The following is a 19891-nucleotide window of genomic DNA, read 5'->3' as shown; positions in this document are numbered from 1 at the left end:
AGTTTATAGTTTAATTTGTCAGGCAAATTGCCCTTTATTTTTTTAATTATTAAGATTCAGATTCAACATGGCACGAAGAATGTTTGTTTCTTCATTTACGTCAAATATCTTACTCATTATATCAATACTTTCGAGATTCCTAAGATAATCTTTTAAAACAGACTCTACATCATCCGGTAGTTTTCGCTTTCTTTCATCGATCGTTTCTTCCAGCTCTTCATTCTTTTTTTTCAGCTGATTGACTATTGATGCCTGATTCGATGTATTTTCAGAAGTATCTAAATACGATAATTCATCATCAATTAAATACATCTTTTTTTCTTCAACATTAAATATAAAGTGTTCATCAGACTGAAAAATCCTAAACAGTTCATATTCATTTCTTTCGATGCGATAGCCACACACAAAACGAACTTTAAAATTTTGTATATTGAGTTTCCCCAATAATTTTCTTTCTATTGAATACTCCTGATATTGATAAGAAGGGAACGAATGTGCTTTTAATTTGCTTTCATCCGCTTCCGTTCTATAAAATTCAGTTGCAAATCTTTTCTGAAAGTAGAGAACATCATTCCAGTTCAGGGTAAATTTTCCTTCTGTAAGATCTTTATACAGATTTCTCAAATGCTGAGAAAATATTCCACTGTAAATCTTCCTGTCGGTTTCAAAACTATCAATTTTCTTTTCCTCAAAAGCCTCAATATATTGATTATTAATATTAATCTCATTAATAACAGCCAGCAAATCGTTTTCCTTTTTCTTTTTGATTTTGGTCAGCAATTCTATTAAGCTGTCTGTATATTGGAGGTGAAAAAGCTCTAACTTATTATAATCTAATGTCTTATTTTCTTCAAAAAGCTTGTGTATAATATCGGTCTTGATGTAGATCGAAATTATATCAACATTTTCAAAAAAATTGGAAAGAAGTTTAAGTTTCGTTAATCTTCTTTTACTCTGAGACATTATGCTTACAGCTTCATCATCCACTTTTATTCTGTATTATTAACCTCTGATATTAGCTTTCAATTCGTGCTCCAAAGTCTGTAAATCCTGATCCAGCTTTCTTCTGTTTTCAGCACCCTGCTTTTGGATCTGTTTTACTTCATTTAATGTACTGATCAGCATATTGGTCGTTTCTCTCAATGTTTCAGCAGATACAATGGTTTGTTCGTTGGCTCTCGCAACATTTCTTGAATTCTGCCCCAGCCTTTCCGCATTTTTTCTTAAAATTTCTTCGGTTGTAGAAGAAACTTTCTGCTGAATCTCAATATTTTGCTGCTGTCTATGCATGGCAACCGCCAAAGACAACTGATTTTTCCAAACCGGCAATGTTGTCGTAAGAATGGTCTGTGCTTTCTCTGCAATAGAAACATTATTATTCTGAACCAGTCTGATTTGCGGAAGCGACTGCATCATAATCAAGCGAACGACCTTCAGATCAGCCATTCTTCTATCCAATCTTGCAATAAAATCTCTCTTATCCGCAATCTGATAATCCGCATAATTCTGAACATTGGCTTCCATCTCTGCCAATTCCTGGGATGCTCTTTCCATTCTTAAGTTTCCGGCAACGACAAGATCTTCAATCTGCTTTATAGAATTTACATTACTATCAAAAATAGTCTGTAAGACAGCATTATCTTTAGATGAAGTGATAATTCCGGCATTTACTTTGTGAGAAATCTGATCGATATTATTAATGATTTTATCATATTTAGCAAAAAGATTTTCCACCTGCGTCATTACCTTTTTCATAAAGGGCAGTCTGCTCAAAAATCCTTTTACAGGGTTTTTGTTATTGATTTCATCAACATCTACATAATTAAGCTCGATCAATAAATTATTAATCAGCTCCCCTACTTCTCCAGAATTCGATCTTCTTACATTTCCTAAAAAGCTGTCACTCTGATTGGCAAGGGTCTTCTGAAGATCAGCTCCGAAGTTTACAATCGATCCAGGATTGGTTTCATCAATGGCATTAGCCATCGTTTCATATTTCTGGCGCTCTTCTACCTGTAACTGGGTAAGATTTACATTTCCATCCCTGTCTACAAGAACCGGAGCAGCACCCTGAACCGGCTGGCTCATAGGAGTCGGTTCAAATGTTTTAAGGGGCTCAATTGACTGAAGCGGATCAGTCGGCTGATTGGGTTGATTATCCATAATAACTATTGATAGATTGATACAAATTTTTCAAGACCTTCTCTCTGCCCTGCTCCTACTGCTTCAAACTTCCACTCTCCGTTTCTGTTGTAGATTCTCCCGAATTCTACTGCCGTTTCTATTGAGAAATCTTCATCCAGTTCATATTTTAAGATTTCTTCATTCGTATCCGTATTGAAAATTCTGATGAAAGAATTTCTCACCTGTCCGAAATTTTGTCTTCTCGACTCAGCTTCATGAATCGTTACTACTACGGTAATTTCTTTTACGGCAGCATCAATTTTTGTTAAATCAATTTTAATTTGTTCATCATCTCCTGCTCCGTCACCCGTAAGGTTATCTCCGGAATGAATCACCGCTTTATCCGGAGATTCAAGATTATTATAAAATATAAAATGATTATCAGAAATTAACTTTTTATTTTCACCTAATAAAAATAAAGACGCATCTAAATCGAAAGCGGTTCCTGTAGAAGTATTGTTGATATCCCATCCTAAACCTACTGTAAATTTAGGGGCGTTTATATTTTCTCTCTGTCCTTTTTGTAAGTTAATAGCCATAATATAATTCAGTTTGCGTTAATGTATTAATATTGTTTTCGTATTCTTTTATTAAATGATAATTATTACTGATTGCCAGTTCCAGCAGATGATCCATCTGTTCTTTTTTTACTTTAGACGTTAGATAATCAAATTTACTTGATTCTAAACCCAAAATATACTTTACGATCCTTGTATTAAACTGGAAACTATCCTTTATCATTACCTCAGCAATGTGTTCTACATTTTTCACCGCATAATAATTAAAGAAGTTTTCAATTTTCGGATCAATATCAACATTCATCAGCTCAGCATAATATATGAACAGAAATTCACCCTCAACATTATATTGTTTTAAAATCTTGTCCACCGTAAACTCATGACTTCCCGTGATTTTGATATCGTCTATAAAAATACAAAGTTTTCCTCTTAAAAAATCTTTATCGAGGTAATAAGTATCATTGGCAATCAAATTTTTACGGTCCTCAAAGCTTAGATTTCCATAATCTGTAGTATAGGTATGATTTCTGTTAATTTTTGATAAAACACTTGATTTTTTGCCTTTTTGAAATAAATAAAAATCCAAATGCTTCTTAAAATAAAAACATAAAAAATTAGAGGCGGTAGGAATAGCCATATAAGGGCTTGGCAAGATTACAATTTCTTTTTCGGTCTCTAAAACCGGCTCATTATCTGCAATAAACCCGTCAAATAATTCTTTGGCAAATTTTTCAGCATACGACTTATCGCCATACTTGAAATAGCTGTATTCTGCGGGTGAAAAAGTAAACTCGTCCGCCGAATGAATATGGTGTAAACTGTATCTCCTGTTCATATTAATTGTGTTTAAGTAAGTGTGCATTAAAACCAAAATCCCTTGCTCCTTTATAATCAGCAATCGGGTTATCGCCGATGTGCAGAATCTGATTTAAATGTAATTCCTGGTTTCGAATTAAATTTTTCACCTGCTGAAATATCTTAGGATCGGGTTTTGAACAATTTATTTCGTCAGAATAAATATGGAAATCGATGTACTGATCAAGGTTTTCATTAATTAAAAATTTCCGCATCGTTTTTCCCTTGATAAATCCAGTATTGCTTAAAATATTGATCGTTTTTCCCTGGCTTTTAATTTCGTCAAAAAAATCATGAATATTTTCAAAAATCACAACCGGTTTATATTCCAGAAACAGGTCTTCGCTTTTCTGATAAAATTCGTTTAATATTTCTTTATTCAACTGATTTACATCTACATTCAGAGAATTTAAGATCAGCAGGTAAATTTCAAAAGTATCTATATTTCCTCCGGTAACTTCATTAATAGAGTTACAAAGATTATCGTAATATTTTACAGTTTTCGCAACTTTATCAATAGGTTCATTTACTTCAAAAAACGAAGAGAACAGCTCAACTCTTTTTGCTTTAAATTCAGGATGAGACTTAATTAATGTGAGCCATAAGTCAAAAGAAAAATGACTATGGTTATGAAGATCGATATCTGTTTTCAAGACATTTACAAGTTAAAAGTTTGATTTAGCTCTTTCTTTGAAAAAGATTTTTATTTTTTTCATCTATTGTGTCCGAATTACTCAATTCTTCCCAAAGATAAAATTTTAAAATTAATCATTCAATTTACTTCACTGTTTTAAGATATTTTTATGATTTGAAATTTATTTTACAAAAATTTTTGTCAATTGATTTTTTTTTCTAATTTCGCAACCGATTAACAATCAACAATGTCAACAAAAATGATAAATATTATAACTTTAAGCAATCCTATCAGAGCTGTGTACTTTGGTAGCACTAAATATTTATCTGAATAACGATCGACCTTTATAAATCAAAAATATAACAAGGCCTATCTGTTCAGATAGGTCTTTTTTGCTACCCTACTTTCAGCTTTTTACATTCGAAAAGGTTGTCTACAATTTTTAACGAAAACAAAATTGAATTTCTTACTGAAACAAAAGGTGAGATTATGGAATTTTCGTGCCTAAAAATTTAAAATACAATCTTAAAAATCAACAAATTAAACTAAACAAAAATGAAATACAACACACGCAATATAGGGATTATAGCACACGTTGATGCAGGAAAAACAACTTTAACGGAAAGATTGCTGTACTACACAGGAACAATTCACAAAATCGGAAATGTCGACAATGGAAATACCACAATGGATAAAGATATTCAGGAAAAAAACCGAGGAATTACCATTTCATCAGCAGCGATTTCAACTCAGTGGAAAAAGGATAATAATTTTTTCAATATCAATATTATCGACACTCCCGGACACATTGATTTTGCTGTGGAAGTTGAGCGTTCGTTAAGAGTTTTGGACAGTGTTGTTGCCGTTTTTTGCGCTTCTTCGGGAGTTCAGCCACAAACCGAAAATGTCTGGTTTCAAGCCGAGAAGCATGGAATCTCCAAGATTTGTTTCATCAATAAAATGGATAGAATAGGGGCTGATTTCTTCGCTGTCTTGAATGAAATTAAAACCAAACTAAATGCAGTTCCTTTGGCTTTGCAAATTCCGATGGGTTCTGAAGATCAATTTGAAGGCGTTATCGATTTGATTAAACAAAAAGCGTTGTACTGGATCGATGAAAACGGAGAAATCATTATTGAAAAGGAAATTCCTGAAAATTATAAAACTGAAGCTGATGAATTCAGATCAAAATTAATGGAAACATTGGCTGAATATGACGAAATTTTCTTTGAAATGTTCATGAATTCTGAGAACGAAATTTCTGAAGAAATGATTTGTGAAGCGATCCAAAGAACTTGTCAGGCAAGAAGTTTAGTTCCCGTTTTATGTGGTTCTGCTTTTAAAAATAAAGGCGTTCAACCTTTGCTTGATGCCATCGTTAATTACCTTCCTGCGCCGAATCAACTACCTTCTATCAAAGGAAAAGATGCGAAAACGGAAGAAACAATCGAATTGGAAAGAAATGAAGAAGAAACTTTTTCAGGATTGGTTTTCAAAGTCGTGATTGATAAACACATGGGTAAACTTTCTATGTTGAGAATTTATTCCGGTAAAATAAAATCTGGTGACACGGTTCAGAATGTAAGGACGGGTGAAAGTTTCAGGATTTCGAGAATTTTACAGATGCAATCTGACAAAACGTTAACGATTGAAGAAGGAAAAGCGGGAGATATCGTTGCTTTAACTGGAATAAAAGGTGCGAAAACAGGTGATTCTTTATCATGTATTGAACGATCTGTTTTGCTTGAATCCATTACGATTCCGGCTCCGGTTATTCGAGTTTCAATTGAACCGAAAACGAATGCTGATGAAAAATCTTTCGGATTGGTTTTGGCGAAAATTCAGGAAGAAGATCCGTCGTTATTGGTGGAAAGAAACCGACAGACAGGAGAAACTTTGTTGAGCGGTTTGGGAGAATTGCATCTTGAGGTAACTTTGGAAAAGATCCGATTGAATCACGGAATTGAAATCAATCAAGGAAAACCTAAAGTTTCGTACAAGGAAATTTTAACGGAAACCAAAATTCACCGAGAAAAACTCGTGAAACAAAATGGCGGAAGCGGGCAATTTGCGGATATCACTTTTGAAATCGGACCTAGAAATGATAACGGAATCGGTTTAGAATTCATTAATCAAATCAAAGGTGGAGTTGTTCCGAGTGAATATATTCCGTCTGTTGAAAAAGGTTTCAGAGAAGCGATGGAAAATGGAGCATTGAGTGGAAATCCTTTGGAAAGCATGAAAGTTACGCTTTTGGATGGATCAACCCACTCTGAAGATTCGGGAGCTCATGATTTTGAAATGGCTGCAAGAGATGGTTTCAGAGCGGTGGCAAAAAGTTGTAAACCGAAATTATTGGAACCAATCATGCAGGTTGAAATTCAAAGTATTGAAGAATATACGGGAGCTGTGACCGCCGACATCAACAAAAGAAGAGGAATCATTACTTCGATTGATGAAAAATTAGGAAGAAAAATCTTCTCGGCGGAAGTTCCTTTAGCTTCTACTTTCGGATATATTTCTGACCTGAGAGCGTTGACAAGCGGCAGAGCTTCGATCAGTATGAAATTGTCACACTATGCTTTGGTACCTGATTTCATTGCAAATACATTGGTAACCTAAAAAACGAGGGCTGTAAATTTATTTTACAGTCCTTGTTTGGGTTATAAAGGTGAATAGTCGTTTCTTCTATAATGGATTTTGCTGATTATATCTATCCTCAAGATTCTAACTTATTTATCAATTCTACAGCACCTCACTCTACTATTTCTCAGGCATTACTTTATAAGTCGGATCATCCTGAATATTTACTTCAATAACTGCTTCAGCATTTTTCAGCATTTTCCGGCAGTCTTCACTCAGATGTTTTAAATGTAATTTTTTATTTTGCTGAGCATATCTTTTTGATAATTTGTCTAAAGCATCAATAGCGCTCATATCAACAATCCGACTTTCTTTGAAGTCAATTACCACCTGTTCAGGATCATTCATCGGATCAAATTTATCTGTAAATGTACTAACTGAACCAAAGAATAACGGACCTAAAATTTCGTAGTACTTAATTCCGTTTTCATCGGTGTATTTTCGGGCACGAATTCTTGTGGCATTATCCCAGGCAAAAACCAATGCAGAAATAATTACCCCTACTAAAACCGCCAATGCCAGATTGTGAAGAACAATAGTAATTAAAGCCACTGTCATTCCAACAAAAATATCAGACTTCGGCATTTTGTTGACGATCCTGATAGATACCCATTGAAATGTACTGATTGCCACCATCATCATTACTCCCACCAAAGCAGCCATCGGAATTTTCTCGATAAATGGTGCACCTACTAGAATAATAATCAGGATCATTATGGATGCTATAATCCCAGAAAGTCTGGCTCTTGAACCCGCATTTAAATTTACCAGCGTCTGCGCAACCATCGCACAACCTCCCATTCCACCGAAAAATCCGTTTGTAATATTGGCTAGTCCCTGTGCTACGGATTCTTTATTGGTATTTCCTTTAGAGTTCGTGATTTCATCCACCATTGATAACGTCAGCAATGATTCAATCAGACCAACTCCTGCCATAATCAAAGCGTATGGAAAAATGATCTGTAAAGTCTCCAATGAAAAGGGAATGCTTGGAAAATGAAAACTCGGTAAGCTACCACTAATATGCGCAATATCTGCAACCGTTTTGGTATGAATACCAAATCCTAAAACAACCCCAAAAACAATCAAAATAGCAACCAGAGAAGCAGGAACCACCTTTGTAATTTTTGGAAAGAAGTAAACAATTGCAATCGTTAAAACTGTTAAGGTTGCCATAATATACAATGGAGTTCCCTGAAGCCAGCTTACAGTTCCATTGGCATCAGTAATTTTGAACTGTTCGATCTGTGCCATAAAAATAATTACCGCCAAACCATTTAAAAAACCATACATTACCGGCTGTGGAATTAATCTCACGAATTTTCCGAGTTTCAGAATACCTACCAACAACTGAAAAATTCCGGCAAGAACAACAGTGGCAAAGAGATATTCTACTCCATGACTTTTGATTAAAGCAATTAAAACAACAATCGTTGCACCTGCTCCACCGGAAACCATTCCGGGACGGCCGCCTAAAATTGCTGTAACCAATCCCATCATAAAAGCAGCATACAAACCTGTAAGAGGGGAAAGCCCGGCAAGAATGGCAAATGACAACGATTCGGGAATCATGGTCATGGCAACCGTAAATCCTGCTAAAATTTCGTTTTTATAATTGATTTTTTGCGAAAAGTCGAAAAGTTTAAGAATATTTCCCATTGGAAAAAATAATTTAAGGAGGTAAATTATGATTTTTTAAACACCCAAATCCCGATTTTCGGGAACTCGGAACAGGTTGGCAAACAATCCTTAAACCGTTGTAACTTCAGAAGAAATTTTGTTTTTTGCCCTCATAATTTCTGCAAAGATAAAAACTTGAAGGTGATTGCACAATTTAATACTTTCCAATTTAAGAGCTAGCACACTATCTGGCATGAACTGCTTTATCAATCTCATTGACAATGATCCGGGAGGCTACTGGAGACCAGTGGGTATCATCATAAAAATAAATATCCTGCTCATTATTCATATGACTTTTCAGGATTTCTTTAGAATTTATATATAAATAATTTTTTTTAAGAGGTTTAATATGCTCGAAGAATAACGGCTTCTCCAGATTGATTTTATCGGCAATGTCATCATAATACATATCGTATTTATCCGGAGCCGGTAACACGATGAGTTTTACATTTTTTTCCTGAAGTTTTTGAGATATTTTATTGAGTACATTATTTAGCAAAACGACATTTGAGATTTTATTACTTTCGGCAAGAGAGATGATATCGTATTTGTAAAAAAGCAATTTATCAGACTCATTACTGAATAATTTTTTCGAATTTAAATTATAATTATAAATTAAATCGTTGGAGAGATAGTCTTTACAAATAAAAAACTTAGGCATATAGTAAAGCGGAAACTGAAGGGTTGATCTGGAAAAAAATTCAGAATCTGTTTTATTTTCTTTTAATTCCTCATGATGATTTAAAATCAAAGAATCTATTTGCTTTTGCTCTATTTTCGTGTTAAAGTTTATTCCTGTAATATTATCGATGAAATGACGTTCCACATTTTGAAGAACAACATATTTAATCGTATAATGGTCAAAAAAATCACCGTTGATAAGGTTAATTAAGGTCTGAATCTGATTATTTGAAATAAATTCATCAACATGTAAAGTTGTGTATTTTTCTGCTAAGAAATGATTATATCCGTATCCTTTCTGTTCTGAAAAAGAATCTCCCATGGTCAAAAAATCAAATTTCCTTTTTTTTGTTTTTGATAATCTTTCAAAATTTTCTTTTTCAGACAAATCAAAGCGATCCCTGTAATGTTTATAAATATTGGGAATCATTCCCATTCTTAAAACATCCGGACTTTCTGTTCTGATCAGTCCAATTAATGAAATCCCGAACAGAAATACTGCCGGAAGGATAAAATATGCTGTTTTAAGTATAAATTTCTTTATCATTCATCAAAATTGAAAGTAAATGAACTGTTCCGTATTTCCTCCAAACCAAAAAACAGAGATAATAATAGCGTAATACATGGCATATCTCAGAGGCTTCCTCCAATGCAAACCTAGTTTTTCAATCGCATACTGATTTTCGCGTCCTTTCCACTCTACCAGAATAAAAATGATCACAAGAAGAATTGTTATGACCGCCTTTTTCTTCTCTGCAAATTCAGGGATTGTGAAAAGTGAGCCGGAAAACATTTCAGTGATATATTGATAGGCATGAGTCATATTTTCAGCTCTGAAAAATATCCATGCGAAAACAGTTAGTCCAAAAGTTATGAGTATTTGTAAAAATTCACGGATAGTTGGCCATTGTCTACCTTTCGAAACAATTTCCAAATTTTTCCTATTGGTTTTCATAAGGATAGAAGGCATAATAAATATGGCATTTAATAATCCCCATACAATAAACGTCCAGTTCGCCCCATGCCAGAATCCACTCACTATAAAAATGATAAATGTATTTCTTATCCGCATCCATTTTCCGCCTTTACTTCCTCCTAAAGGAATATATAGGTAATCTTTAAACCATGAAGAAAGTGAAATATGCCAACGTCTCCAAAATTCTGCAAAATCTCTCGAAAAATAGGGAAAGGCAAAATTACGCAACAGATCAAATCCGAATAATCTGGCCGTACCTAAAGCAATATCGGAATATCCTGAGAAATCTCCATAAATCTGAAAGGCAAAAAACACGGCTCCCAGAGCCAATGTACTTCCGTTCATATCTGCAGAGTGATTAAAGATCTGATTGGCAAATTCTGCACAATTATCAGCAATCACTATTTTTTTGAATAATCCCCACAGTACCTGTCGCAAACCATCTACCGCTTTATTATAATCAAAAACTCTTTTCTCTTTGATCTGTGGAAGCAGGTGGGTAGCTCTTTCTATAGGACCGGCAACTAAAAGAGGAAAAAAGCTTACGAACAGAGCATAATCCACAAAATTACTTTCTGCTTTAATTTTACCTTTATATACGTCTATCACATAAGAAAGGCCGTGAAAAGTATAAAAAGAGATTCCCAGAGGAAGAATTACATTAAGTAACACCGGACTGGATTTCCACCCTATTTGAGAAGAAAATTCAGCAAAAGATTCAGCAAAAAAGTTATAATATTTAAATACTCCTAAGAATCCGAGATTGATAATAATACTCAACCAAAACCAAATCCTTTTGATTTTTAAACTTCCTGCCTTTTGCATTTTTAAACCTGTAAAATAATCCAGTAAAGTGGAAAACATCAGCAGAAAAAGAAAGCGCCAATCCCAACAGGCATAAAAAAAGTAACTTGCTAAAAATAATAATCTGTTTTGGAATTTAAGATTTTTATTGGCAAGATACCAGTATATTATAAAAACTGTTGGTAAGAAAATTAAAAATTCTATAGAGTTAAAGAGCATTCTTTTTATTTATTTTAACGAATTCTTTTTATAGTGTCACTCTCAGTTTCCAAATATACAAACTTCACGCAAGGAATTGAAAGAATCTGATATTCATTCGTATTTCAGGTAATAAAAAAATTGCATTACAAAAAAATAATCGGTTACTTTTCGTTTGAACAAAAAATATCCTCGCCAATATTTTGGAGAGGATAGAAAACTTAGAGAGGAAATAAAAGATAATTATCGAAAAAAGTAATGGGGCAGCGTTATGCCGGAGTCGAACCGGATAATCTTGCCAGAATAACTGACTACATTATTCCTCCCCTTCCAATGGTAACGAAGTAACTTTTTTCTACGACACTTCTATTATTTTTTAACAAGGCAACAATCAAAAAGCGTAATGTCGTGCTCTAACCAACTGAGCTACTTTTCCTATATCAGTTTTGTGTTTTATGATGGAAAAGACGGGACTCGAACCCGTGACCCCGTCGTGATGAGCGAAGTAACACTATTCTACGGCACTTGTATTTTTATTTTGAAGAGATAAGGTAAAAGACGAAAAAGGTATTTATGCTCTTTTCAGAGCGCCGCTCTGCGAAAGACTTGCGTCTTCTTTCGAAAACTTTTGCCCAGTTGGTTTTCAACCCAACCTCACTAATTCGGTCACCCGAATTTTGCTACCTTAGGACCGTTATAGTTACGAAGTAACCTTTCTCTACGACACTTATTTGTGATTTTATTAAAGAGGCAACAGACGAGAAAACTCTTTATATAAACCATTTTCAGATTTATTCTGGAGTCGAACCAACATCATAAGATTAACCGAAGTAAGTTTTCTCTAACGACACTCTTTTATTGTTCAAATCAAGGTAATAATTATGGAATCTTCCGTGCATTTGCTCTACCCTCTGAGCTACTTCTCCTTTCGAGAAAAAACAGGAATCGAACCTGCGACCCAATGTTTATTCAATCTCGAAGTATGATTCTAAAACGACACTTGACTTTTGTTTTTAGATAATGATTTTAAAATCGAGCAATTTCTAAAAAGAGATTATGTTTCAATGTAAAGTAGAAGTAACTCTTTTTTACGGCATCCGATTATTTTAAAGTAAGGTAAAAAATCAAACAGAGACTTTGTATACGGCACGCTGCCAATTACGTCATTCCAAATGTTCGGAAACAGGACTCGAACCTGTATAACCGCTCCTTAACGAAGAAACTCTGTTTTACGACACTTACTTTTTTAAGTCTTTCCATTGGGTTTTTCTGTATTTTTTCCAATTTCTCTGAAACTTAATTTCTTTTGAATTAATAGTTTCAATGCCATGTGGAAAACACCAGGAGCATCCCATTTCATCTCCGTATAAAATTCTGGAAATCTGGACATTTGAAATTTTCTTCGGAAAATCAATTAACCCTTGTTCATTGATTCCGAAAGCTCGTCTTAATGACTTTAATTTTTTCATAAGTATTGAGTATTAACCTCAATACAGTGTTCCTTTAAGACATTTTTTATAGTAGTTCATGGTTATTGTTTTTTGTTGAAGCAAAATTATCACTTCAGTGCGCATTCTTTTTACGCAGTTGAAATTTATTTTAAAAACCAAGTAACAAATTATAAGAGCTTTGAATGTTGTTCAAATTGGAAGTTTGACGATGAAACTCTTATGATAACGACATTGGTTAGTTTAAACCGAGCAATACATCGAAAAGACTCTTGTTCAAGTGGAAATCGAAGAAATTCTTTTCTTACGGCATCGGTTGTTTTTATTTTGTTCGTTTTGCCTTGAAGCAAAAGAACCAAAAGTTCAAGACTTGGAAACTCGGGCTAAAAATTTTAAAAACTTCCTAAAATCTCCAAACTCACGCCTAGCTTTTTCCAACGCTTGTTCAAACAGTGGATATTTTTTAACGGATTTTTTTCAAATTTTCTTAACGCCTTAATTTCCTAGGTCGTTTTTACTACTATTCTTTTAGATCATCGCGAGCAGCGAAGTGACGAAACATCTTTAAAACAATAAATTAATTTTATTATTTAAGTCTGGAAACATTTTTCTTGCTAACTTTATTATTTCCTGGTGGTTATACTTCAACTTTTCTTGCTCTAAAATCTTAATTAAAAAATTTTGAAGAATATCAAGAATTTGTAAAAATTCAATTATCATCTCTCCTGTCTTCTCACCATTAAATTGAATGATAGTATTGTAATATAGTTCAATGTTATCACTAATATGTCCACATATATTATTTCTGATAACACTCATTTCGTTATCATACCGATGCTTATTTTTAAAAGCCTTTATCAAATTATTTATATTCTTAAATTCTTCATTCAAAAATATAGATGAGCTTATAGAGATTTCATTAAGAAATTTTCTATGCTTATTATATGTTTTAAATACCTCAAATATTGTCAAATAAGCACTCTTAATACTATATATTTTCTCCCAATTATTTGGGGCATTATATAATATTTTACTTGCAACAGCTAAATCAAGATCAGAAATAGCAATCAATGAAGCAATATCATTTATTTTTCTAACAATATCAAGTCCATCAAAATTAATTTCATAATTAATTTTACTTAATCTTACTTTGATCTCACCAGCTATAATATTTGATTTTTGAACCTTATCTAAAAGATTTGTAAAAACTTGAATTGACTGATTTGCCGAATCATTAAAACTTCTATTCATAATCCCAAATTAATGGTTATTAGTTATTTTTTTTTAAGCAGTGCCTTTTACAGCACTACTTTTTTAATCATTTCCACGGCAGATTTTCGGTCTTCCAAAGCATTCAATACGTCAAAAATTTTGTCGGACCAACCTGCAATAAGGTATACATCATTTTTTCTGACATCTAACGGTTGTTTTCCGTAACCCGCCAAGTCAAAAATATATAATTTTGCATTTGGATTGATGTTTTTATATCGATTCCATGAATCTTCAAAAGAATTTCGGGTTCCGTTGCTGTTCCACAGTTGTGTATCGGTAAACAACATTACTTTATCCACTTTTTCACGTCTGTTAAGCAAATCTTCAATTACCAAATAACCGTTTGTGGAATACCCCACCTCACCTTCTCTTTTGTAGAAAGCATCTACGTTGGTCAAAATACCGCTCTTTGGCATCGGAACTCTTTTCCAGGTGTCACCGAACATACCTGTAATCACATTTTTACATTGTGACTGCAGCATCATCGACATCAGTAAACCGATATCATACAACAACACTTTAGATTTCGGAGAAACAGGTTGTTGCATCGAACCGGATACGTCTGCCGCGATCACAACCGAAGTATCAAAACCAAAACCTTTGATGTTTTTAGCACTGATCATCACCGCATTTTCCAATGCTTCCATGATGGATGAGGTATATTTTGAATCTATATTTTTCAATTCTCTGTACGCCGCCAAAAATCTGAATGGCAATTGCTTTGAATTTCTCACCGCTTTTTCATCCGACAGATAGTTACACACTTTGTACATCGCATCTGATGAAACGTTGGCTTCCAGGATATTTCTAAGGTTTCTCAATGTTGCCATATAACCCAGCTTGTTGCTGAAAATCAGTTCTTCCCATTTGTTTTTGAAAGCTGATTTTCTTTCTGCTTCATCCGCAAATTTTGTCTGACCCAACACTGAAAGTTCTACTTCCCAAGTGTACGGAGTTTCTAACGAATCCTTGACGATCTTGTTGAAAATAGCCTGTTGATTTTCATCTTTTGCCTTCGGGTGAACCAAAAACAAGGCATCTTTCAAGGTTACTTCTGCTTTTCTGTTGTATTTTGCGAACTGGTATTCATCAAATTTATTGAATGATTTTACCAAACCTTTCTGAATTTGTTTTGAAAGTTTGTTCAATTTTTTCAAATCTGTTCTTTCGTTTGCCAATTGGTAATATGCCAATAATTCCGTGATTTCATCCGCTCTTTGGATCACTCCTTCAACAGTTCTGCTTACCAAGTCTGTACCCGAAGTCTGTTTTGCCAATTCGGTCGTCAAAACCAATGGAATTGAACGCAAGTGCATATCTTTTCTCGCATAAACCGCCAATTTTGCAACGAATTCCGGATCGTTTTTCAGAATCAGAGACTGGATTCTGACCAATCTGTCATTTCCCTTTTCATAGGTAGCGTTTGATAATCCTGTTGTAACAACAGCACTATATAATTCTTCTGCAGGTGTCATTGTGTAAGCCTTTGCACCTTCGTAGTTTGTGACTACTTTATTCTCTTTTCTTAAAAAATTAAATTTCATGGTTACTGTTTTTAGTTAAACATTTTTGGAGGATTATCACCTCCTCTCTGATTTCTGATGCAAAGTAAGGAAGGTTTTGCGCAATGTTTTTGCGTAGTGAAAATTTTTGTAAAAAAGTTTTTATTTTTTTGTTGGAAAATCGCAAAGGCACTAAGTTTTTCTTAATTTAAACAGCTTTTAAGGCGCGAGGATTTTTATCTGTGATAAAATTTTGTAGTGTTATTGAGTGGAAAATAATGACGAAGCAATTTCAAAATAAAAATCGATAAAATTTGTCATTCCGGAGGAATCTAAGTAAAGTATTAACAAAAAAATTTATAATAATTTAGATTCCACGCTCCTTCGTTTCGCTCTGAATGACAAACGAACTGCTTAGCCAACAATAAGCAACTATCAACCAGCAACCAAATACAATCTACCTATCATTCATTTTAAATAAAGGAATTGGAAGTATAAAGTTTTTGAATCAATTCTCGAAGGTGTTGGAAAACCTGAATTGGGTGTACTTTCTTATGAAGAAATGTTTCTTCCGGGATGAATTTCAGGAATTCAATTTCATTAGCATCCAAGGTTTGGATATCGAAAAAAATAACGTTCACCATATGGGTCATCATAAAATTAGTGGCTTCCCTGGTGTCGTCAAAAGTAGCCAGCAGCTTTAAGCTTTTGGTTTTACCAATAAGTTTTTTAATTGCATTTCTTGCCACAGGTTCTTCATTTACAATAATACAGTTCATCATAATTTCTAAAGTTATTAATTGGATGAATAGCTTAGATTAAAGCTCAAAAGTCAAGTTGATGCAATATGTTTCAGGATTATTTTCAATTATTAAAGAATGGGAAGAAGGAAAAAGCAGATCCAGCCTGCGTTTGATATTGGCAAGCCCTAAACCTCCGGAATCTGTATGTACAGCTTTTGTATCAGGCTTTGAATTGATACATTTGAAGTGAAGCTCATTATTTTTAACCTCAAAAAACAGATTAACATAAGACGGTTTTGAGGAGTCATTATTATGTTTCACAGCATTTTCTACAAATGAAATAAAGAGTAGTGGAGGAATCTGAACGCCGCTTAAATTCCCTTCCTTGGAAATGAGGAAATCAAAATTATCACGCCTTACCTGTTCCAGATTCAGAAAATCTTCAAGAAAATGAATATCCGAAGTCAGAAAAACAAATTCCCTGGAGCTGTCATACAGCTGATAACGAAGAAGATCGCTGAGCTTCATCAATACCTGCGATGCCTTTTCCGGATCTTTTTTGGTAAGAACATTCGCATTGTTGAGCATATTAAAAAGAAAGTGCGGATTGATCTGGTTTTTAAGCTGATCAAGCTCAGTTGTAATTTTCGATTTTTCCAATGCATAAATAACCTGCTTATCAACCACCCATTTTTGAAAAAACTTTATTGATGCCGAAGCGGAAACAAGGATCAGAACAAGTGCTACAAAAAGAGGAATATTCAGTCCGTCTGCCCCGGAATCAGACAAAGAAGTCCCGGCAAAAACAGAAATTGCAACAATTCCCAAAATTGACAGAATATATAAGACATATTTGTTATTAAACAAAAGTTTCGGTACCAGCACATACATATTGATATAAAACAAAAGCAGTACAAAAAGTAAGACCAGAGTAGGCTCAGTGATCTCAGAGGTGCTGTTGTACAGAACCGTACTGATCATAAAAACGAGCAGCAAATGTCTGAAAATTCTGTATCTGGAAGAAATCAGAAATTGGATTGCCCAGGATTCGTTTGCAAATTGTTTATCTAAAGCTTTATTCATTTCTCCATAATAATAAAACAAATGTATAACGTAAAAATATATCTGAATGGTAATTTTATACAAAAACAGATGATTTATAGACCAAATTAAAAATGGCTGGTTTCTTCCCGCTGTCTCATAAAATAAGTCAACTTTATTTTAGTAGTAATCAAACATACTTTTATCTATTAGTTTTTTTGTTTGGTATAATTCATTGAAAGACGGCCTTTTAAAACCATAGTTTCGCTCTGAAATAGTAGTAATTATTTAAAATTTAAACGATGAAATACAAAATCCAGAGCACCCTGCTTTTTTTCCTTGCTTTTTCATTAAAGACATATTCTCAGGAAAAGGGAAATGATCAGGTAAAGCAGAAATTCACCTTAAGCGGAACCGTTGCCAACAGCCTTAATAATGAAACACTGATCGGTGCCAATATTACCATTCCTGAAATCAATACAACGATTACCACCAATTCGTACGGGTTTTACTCCATCACTTTACCAAAAGGAGATTACACCATTATCATCAGCAATACAGGCTTTGATAATATTGAAGAAAAAATATCGCTTTCGGAAAGCATAAAGAGAAATTTCGTTATGTCTGAAAAAAGCAAAGCCATTGAAGAGGTTGTCATAAAAGCAAACAGTACCAAGGCAAACATTCAGAAACCTGAGATGAGCGTAAACAAGCTATCTATTGCGACCATAAAAAAAATGCCCGCGGTAATGGGAGAGGTAGATGTATTGAAATCCATTTTACAGCTTCCCGGCGTTTCGAATGCACAGGAGGGTTCATCCGGATTTAACGTAAGAGGAGGCTCTGTAGACGGAAATCTGGTTTTACTCGATGAAGCTATTGTTTACAATACTTCACATTTATTCGGATTTTTTTCTGTTTTTAATTCTGATGTCATTAAAGATTTAAAATTGTATAAAGGAGGAATTCCTGCCAATTTCGGGGGCCGTATTTTTTCCGTTCTGGATATTTACCAAAAAGAAGGAAATAATAAAGAATATCATGCAAGCGGCGGAATTGGAGCCATCTCCAGCAGATTACTGGTTGAAGGCCCGCTTGTAAAAGAAAAAAGCTCGTTTGTGGTAGCCGGCCGCGCTTCCTACGCACATCTCATTATGAAGCTTGCCAATGAACCAAACTCTGCCTATTTCTATGATTTGAACGCCAAATTAAACTATAAGCTGAATGATAAAAACAATCTTTTCCTGTCCGGATATTTGGGGAATGACAATATGAATTTCAATGACGGGTTTATCAACACCTACGGAAATTCTATTCTGAATGTAAGATGGAATCATATTTTTTCTGATAAGTTATTTTCCAATGCCTCAATGATTTACAGTGATTATAATTATGGATTGAAGCTGAAATTTGTGGGCATCGACTGGAAATCGGATATCAAAAATTACAACTTTAAGTATGATTTTAAACATTATTTGTCTAATAAACTCAATCTGAGCTATGGTCTTAATTCCATTTATTATCAATTTAATCCCGGAACGATAAAGCCATTTGGCGAAACTTCGAGCATTAATCCGGATCAGATCGCAAAAAAGTATGCTTTTGAAAACGCTTTATACATCAGTGCAGAACAAAAAATCTCCGAGAAGCTTGCCATTAATTATGGTCTTAGATACAGTTATTTTCAAAGGCTCGGAAAGGAGACCATAAGTACATATGAAAGTAATCAACCTGTGGTCTTTAATCCGGAATTACAGATTTACGAAGAAGCAAAACCTACAGGAACAGTCACTTATGAAAAAAACAAGAAAATCATTGATTTCGGAAATCTTGAGCCCCGCTTTTCCGCCGCCTACTCTTTCAATGAGAATCAATCTTTGAAAGCCAGTTATAACCGCATGAGCCAGTATGTACATCTTATTTCCAATACGGCTTCCGTTTCCCCGCTTGATATCTGGGCACCGAGTGATCAGTATCTGAAGCCTGAAATTCTGGATCAGGTGGCATTGGGTTATTTTCAAAACTTTAAAAACGGAAAATATTCTTTGGAAGTGGAAACTTTTTATAAAAAAATAAAAAATAAGGCAGACTATATAGACGGAGCCGAACTTATTGCCAACAAAGCTATTGAGAGAGTTCTTCTGAACGGCGAAGGAAGAGCGTACGGGCTGGAAATCATGGCTAAAAAAAATACCGGAAAATTAACAGGCTGGTTGTCTTATACCCTTTCCAGGGCAGAACAAAGAACTCCGGGAAGAAATGCAAACGAACCCGGAATCAATAACGGAGAATGGTATCGTGCCAATTATGATAAAATGCACAACTTTTCCATTACGGCAGCGTATCAGTTCAGTAAAAAATGGTCGTTTGGCGGAATTTTCACTTTTCAGTCCGGAAAAGCGGCTACATTTCCCAACGGAAAGTATCACTATCAGGGTGTTACCATTGCCAGCTACTGTTTAAGAAACGAAAACTCACTTTCAGCTTATCACCATTTGGATCTGTCTGCAACGTATACTCCAAAGCCGGATAAAGCCAAGAGATGGAAAAGCGAATGGGTTTTCAGCATCTACAATGTTTATGGAAGAAATAATGCTGCAGCTTTCACTTTCGGGCAGAATACAGACACCGGGGCCAGTGAAGTGAGAAGGATGTCCATTTTCGGGATTATTCCGAGTGTGACTTATAATTTCAAATTTTAATTTAAAGAAA

Annotated in this window: 15 protein-coding genes; 2 read left to right on the top strand and 13 right to left on the bottom strand. The window is 34.3% G+C overall.

All coding sequences use genetic code 11. The features are described 5' to 3' along the window. Positions 1-42 precede the first annotated feature (42 nt). Genes CLV73_RS18705 through CLV73_RS18685 form a run of 5 tightly spaced genes read right to left on the bottom strand, consistent with a single transcriptional unit; the run spans position 43 to position 4210 of the window. Positions 43-987: a hypothetical protein gene (locus CLV73_RS18705; protein WP_100378393.1), complete on the bottom strand. Its 945-nt coding sequence runs from the start codon at positions 985-987 to the stop codon at positions 43-45. Positions 988-1002: 15 nt separating this feature from the next. After that, complete coding sequence (locus CLV73_RS18700) at positions 1003-2163, bottom strand: toxic anion resistance protein (protein ID WP_185116797.1); 1161 nt, start codon at positions 2161-2163, stop codon at positions 1003-1005. A gap of 5 nt (positions 2164-2168) precedes the next feature. Next, positions 2169-2723 carry a TerD family protein gene (locus CLV73_RS18695; RefSeq protein ID WP_100378392.1) on the bottom strand — a complete coding sequence of 185 codons (555 nt, stop codon included), beginning with the start codon at positions 2721-2723 and terminating at the stop codon, positions 2169-2171. Continuing rightward, positions 2713-3537, bottom strand: coding sequence for a phosphoribosyltransferase family protein (locus tag CLV73_RS18690; protein WP_100378391.1), 825 nt, complete (start codon positions 3535-3537; stop codon positions 2713-2715). The genes CLV73_RS18695 and CLV73_RS18690 overlap by 11 nt, the downstream gene beginning before the upstream one ends. Position 3538: 1 nt before the next feature. Next, positions 3539-4210: an HAD family hydrolase gene (locus CLV73_RS18685; protein WP_100378390.1), complete on the bottom strand. Its 672-nt coding sequence runs from the start codon at positions 4208-4210 to the stop codon at positions 3539-3541. 536 nt (positions 4211-4746) lie between these two features. On the opposite strand from CLV73_RS18685, the gene fusA reads away from it, so the two are divergent. After that, on the top strand, positions 4747-6813 hold the full coding sequence (gene fusA / locus CLV73_RS18680; RefSeq protein WP_100378389.1) for an elongation factor G: 2067 nt from the start codon (positions 4747-4749) through the stop codon (positions 6811-6813). 141 nt (positions 6814-6954) lie between these two features. Here the strand turns inward: fusA and CLV73_RS18675 are convergent, their stop codons facing one another. The 8 genes from CLV73_RS18675 to CLV73_RS18640 form a co-directional block, all read right to left on the bottom strand. Beyond that, positions 6955-8493: a SulP family inorganic anion transporter gene (locus tag CLV73_RS18675; RefSeq protein WP_100378388.1), complete on the bottom strand. Its 1539-nt coding sequence runs from the start codon at positions 8491-8493 to the stop codon at positions 6955-6957. Positions 8494-8698: 205 nt separating this feature from the next. Then, positions 8699-9742 (bottom strand): alginate O-acetyltransferase AlgX-related protein, encoded by a 1044-nt coding sequence (locus tag CLV73_RS18670; protein WP_100378387.1) that lies wholly within the window; start codon positions 9740-9742, stop codon positions 8699-8701. 3 nt (positions 9743-9745) lie between these two features. Further along, the gene (locus tag CLV73_RS18665) at positions 9746-11194 is read right to left on the bottom strand and encodes an MBOAT family O-acyltransferase (RefSeq protein ID WP_100378386.1); all 1449 of its coding nucleotides are present in this window, start codon (positions 11192-11194) and stop codon (positions 9746-9748) included. A gap of 1217 nt (positions 11195-12411) precedes the next feature. Next, the gene (locus tag CLV73_RS18660; protein ID WP_100378385.1) at positions 12412-12642 is read right to left on the bottom strand and encodes a phosphate ABC transporter substrate-binding protein; all 231 of its coding nucleotides are present in this window, start codon (positions 12640-12642) and stop codon (positions 12412-12414) included. Positions 12643-13185: 543 nt separating this feature from the next. Next, entirely contained in the window at positions 13186-13872 is a 687-nt protein-coding gene (locus CLV73_RS18655) for a hypothetical protein (RefSeq protein ID WP_100378384.1), read from the bottom strand. A gap of 47 nt (positions 13873-13919) precedes the next feature. Beyond that, positions 13920-15437 (bottom strand): TROVE domain-containing protein, encoded by a 1518-nt coding sequence (locus CLV73_RS18650; RefSeq protein ID WP_100378383.1) that lies wholly within the window; start codon positions 15435-15437, stop codon positions 13920-13922. A 431-nt stretch (positions 15438-15868) separates the two neighbouring features. Continuing rightward, a complete protein-coding gene (locus CLV73_RS18645; RefSeq protein WP_100378382.1) occupies positions 15869-16177 on the bottom strand; it encodes a response regulator in 309 nt (102 codons plus the stop codon). A 36-nt stretch (positions 16178-16213) separates the two neighbouring features. Then, positions 16214-17221 (bottom strand): sensor histidine kinase, encoded by a 1008-nt coding sequence (locus CLV73_RS18640; RefSeq protein ID WP_100378381.1) that lies wholly within the window; start codon positions 17219-17221, stop codon positions 16214-16216. A gap of 260 nt (positions 17222-17481) precedes the next feature. On the opposite strand from CLV73_RS18640, the gene CLV73_RS18635 reads away from it, so the two are divergent. Continuing rightward, a complete protein-coding gene (locus CLV73_RS18635; protein ID WP_100378380.1) occupies positions 17482-19881 on the top strand; it encodes a TonB-dependent receptor in 2400 nt (799 codons plus the stop codon). The last annotated feature ends 10 nt before the right edge of the window (positions 19882-19891 follow it).

Origin of the sequence: Chryseobacterium geocarposphaerae, from assembly GCF_002797535.1 — a bacterium.
Taxonomy (GTDB): Bacteria; Bacteroidota; Bacteroidia; order Flavobacteriales; family Weeksellaceae; genus Chryseobacterium; species Chryseobacterium geocarposphaerae.
This window is presented reverse-complemented; position numbering and strand designations above follow the sequence as displayed.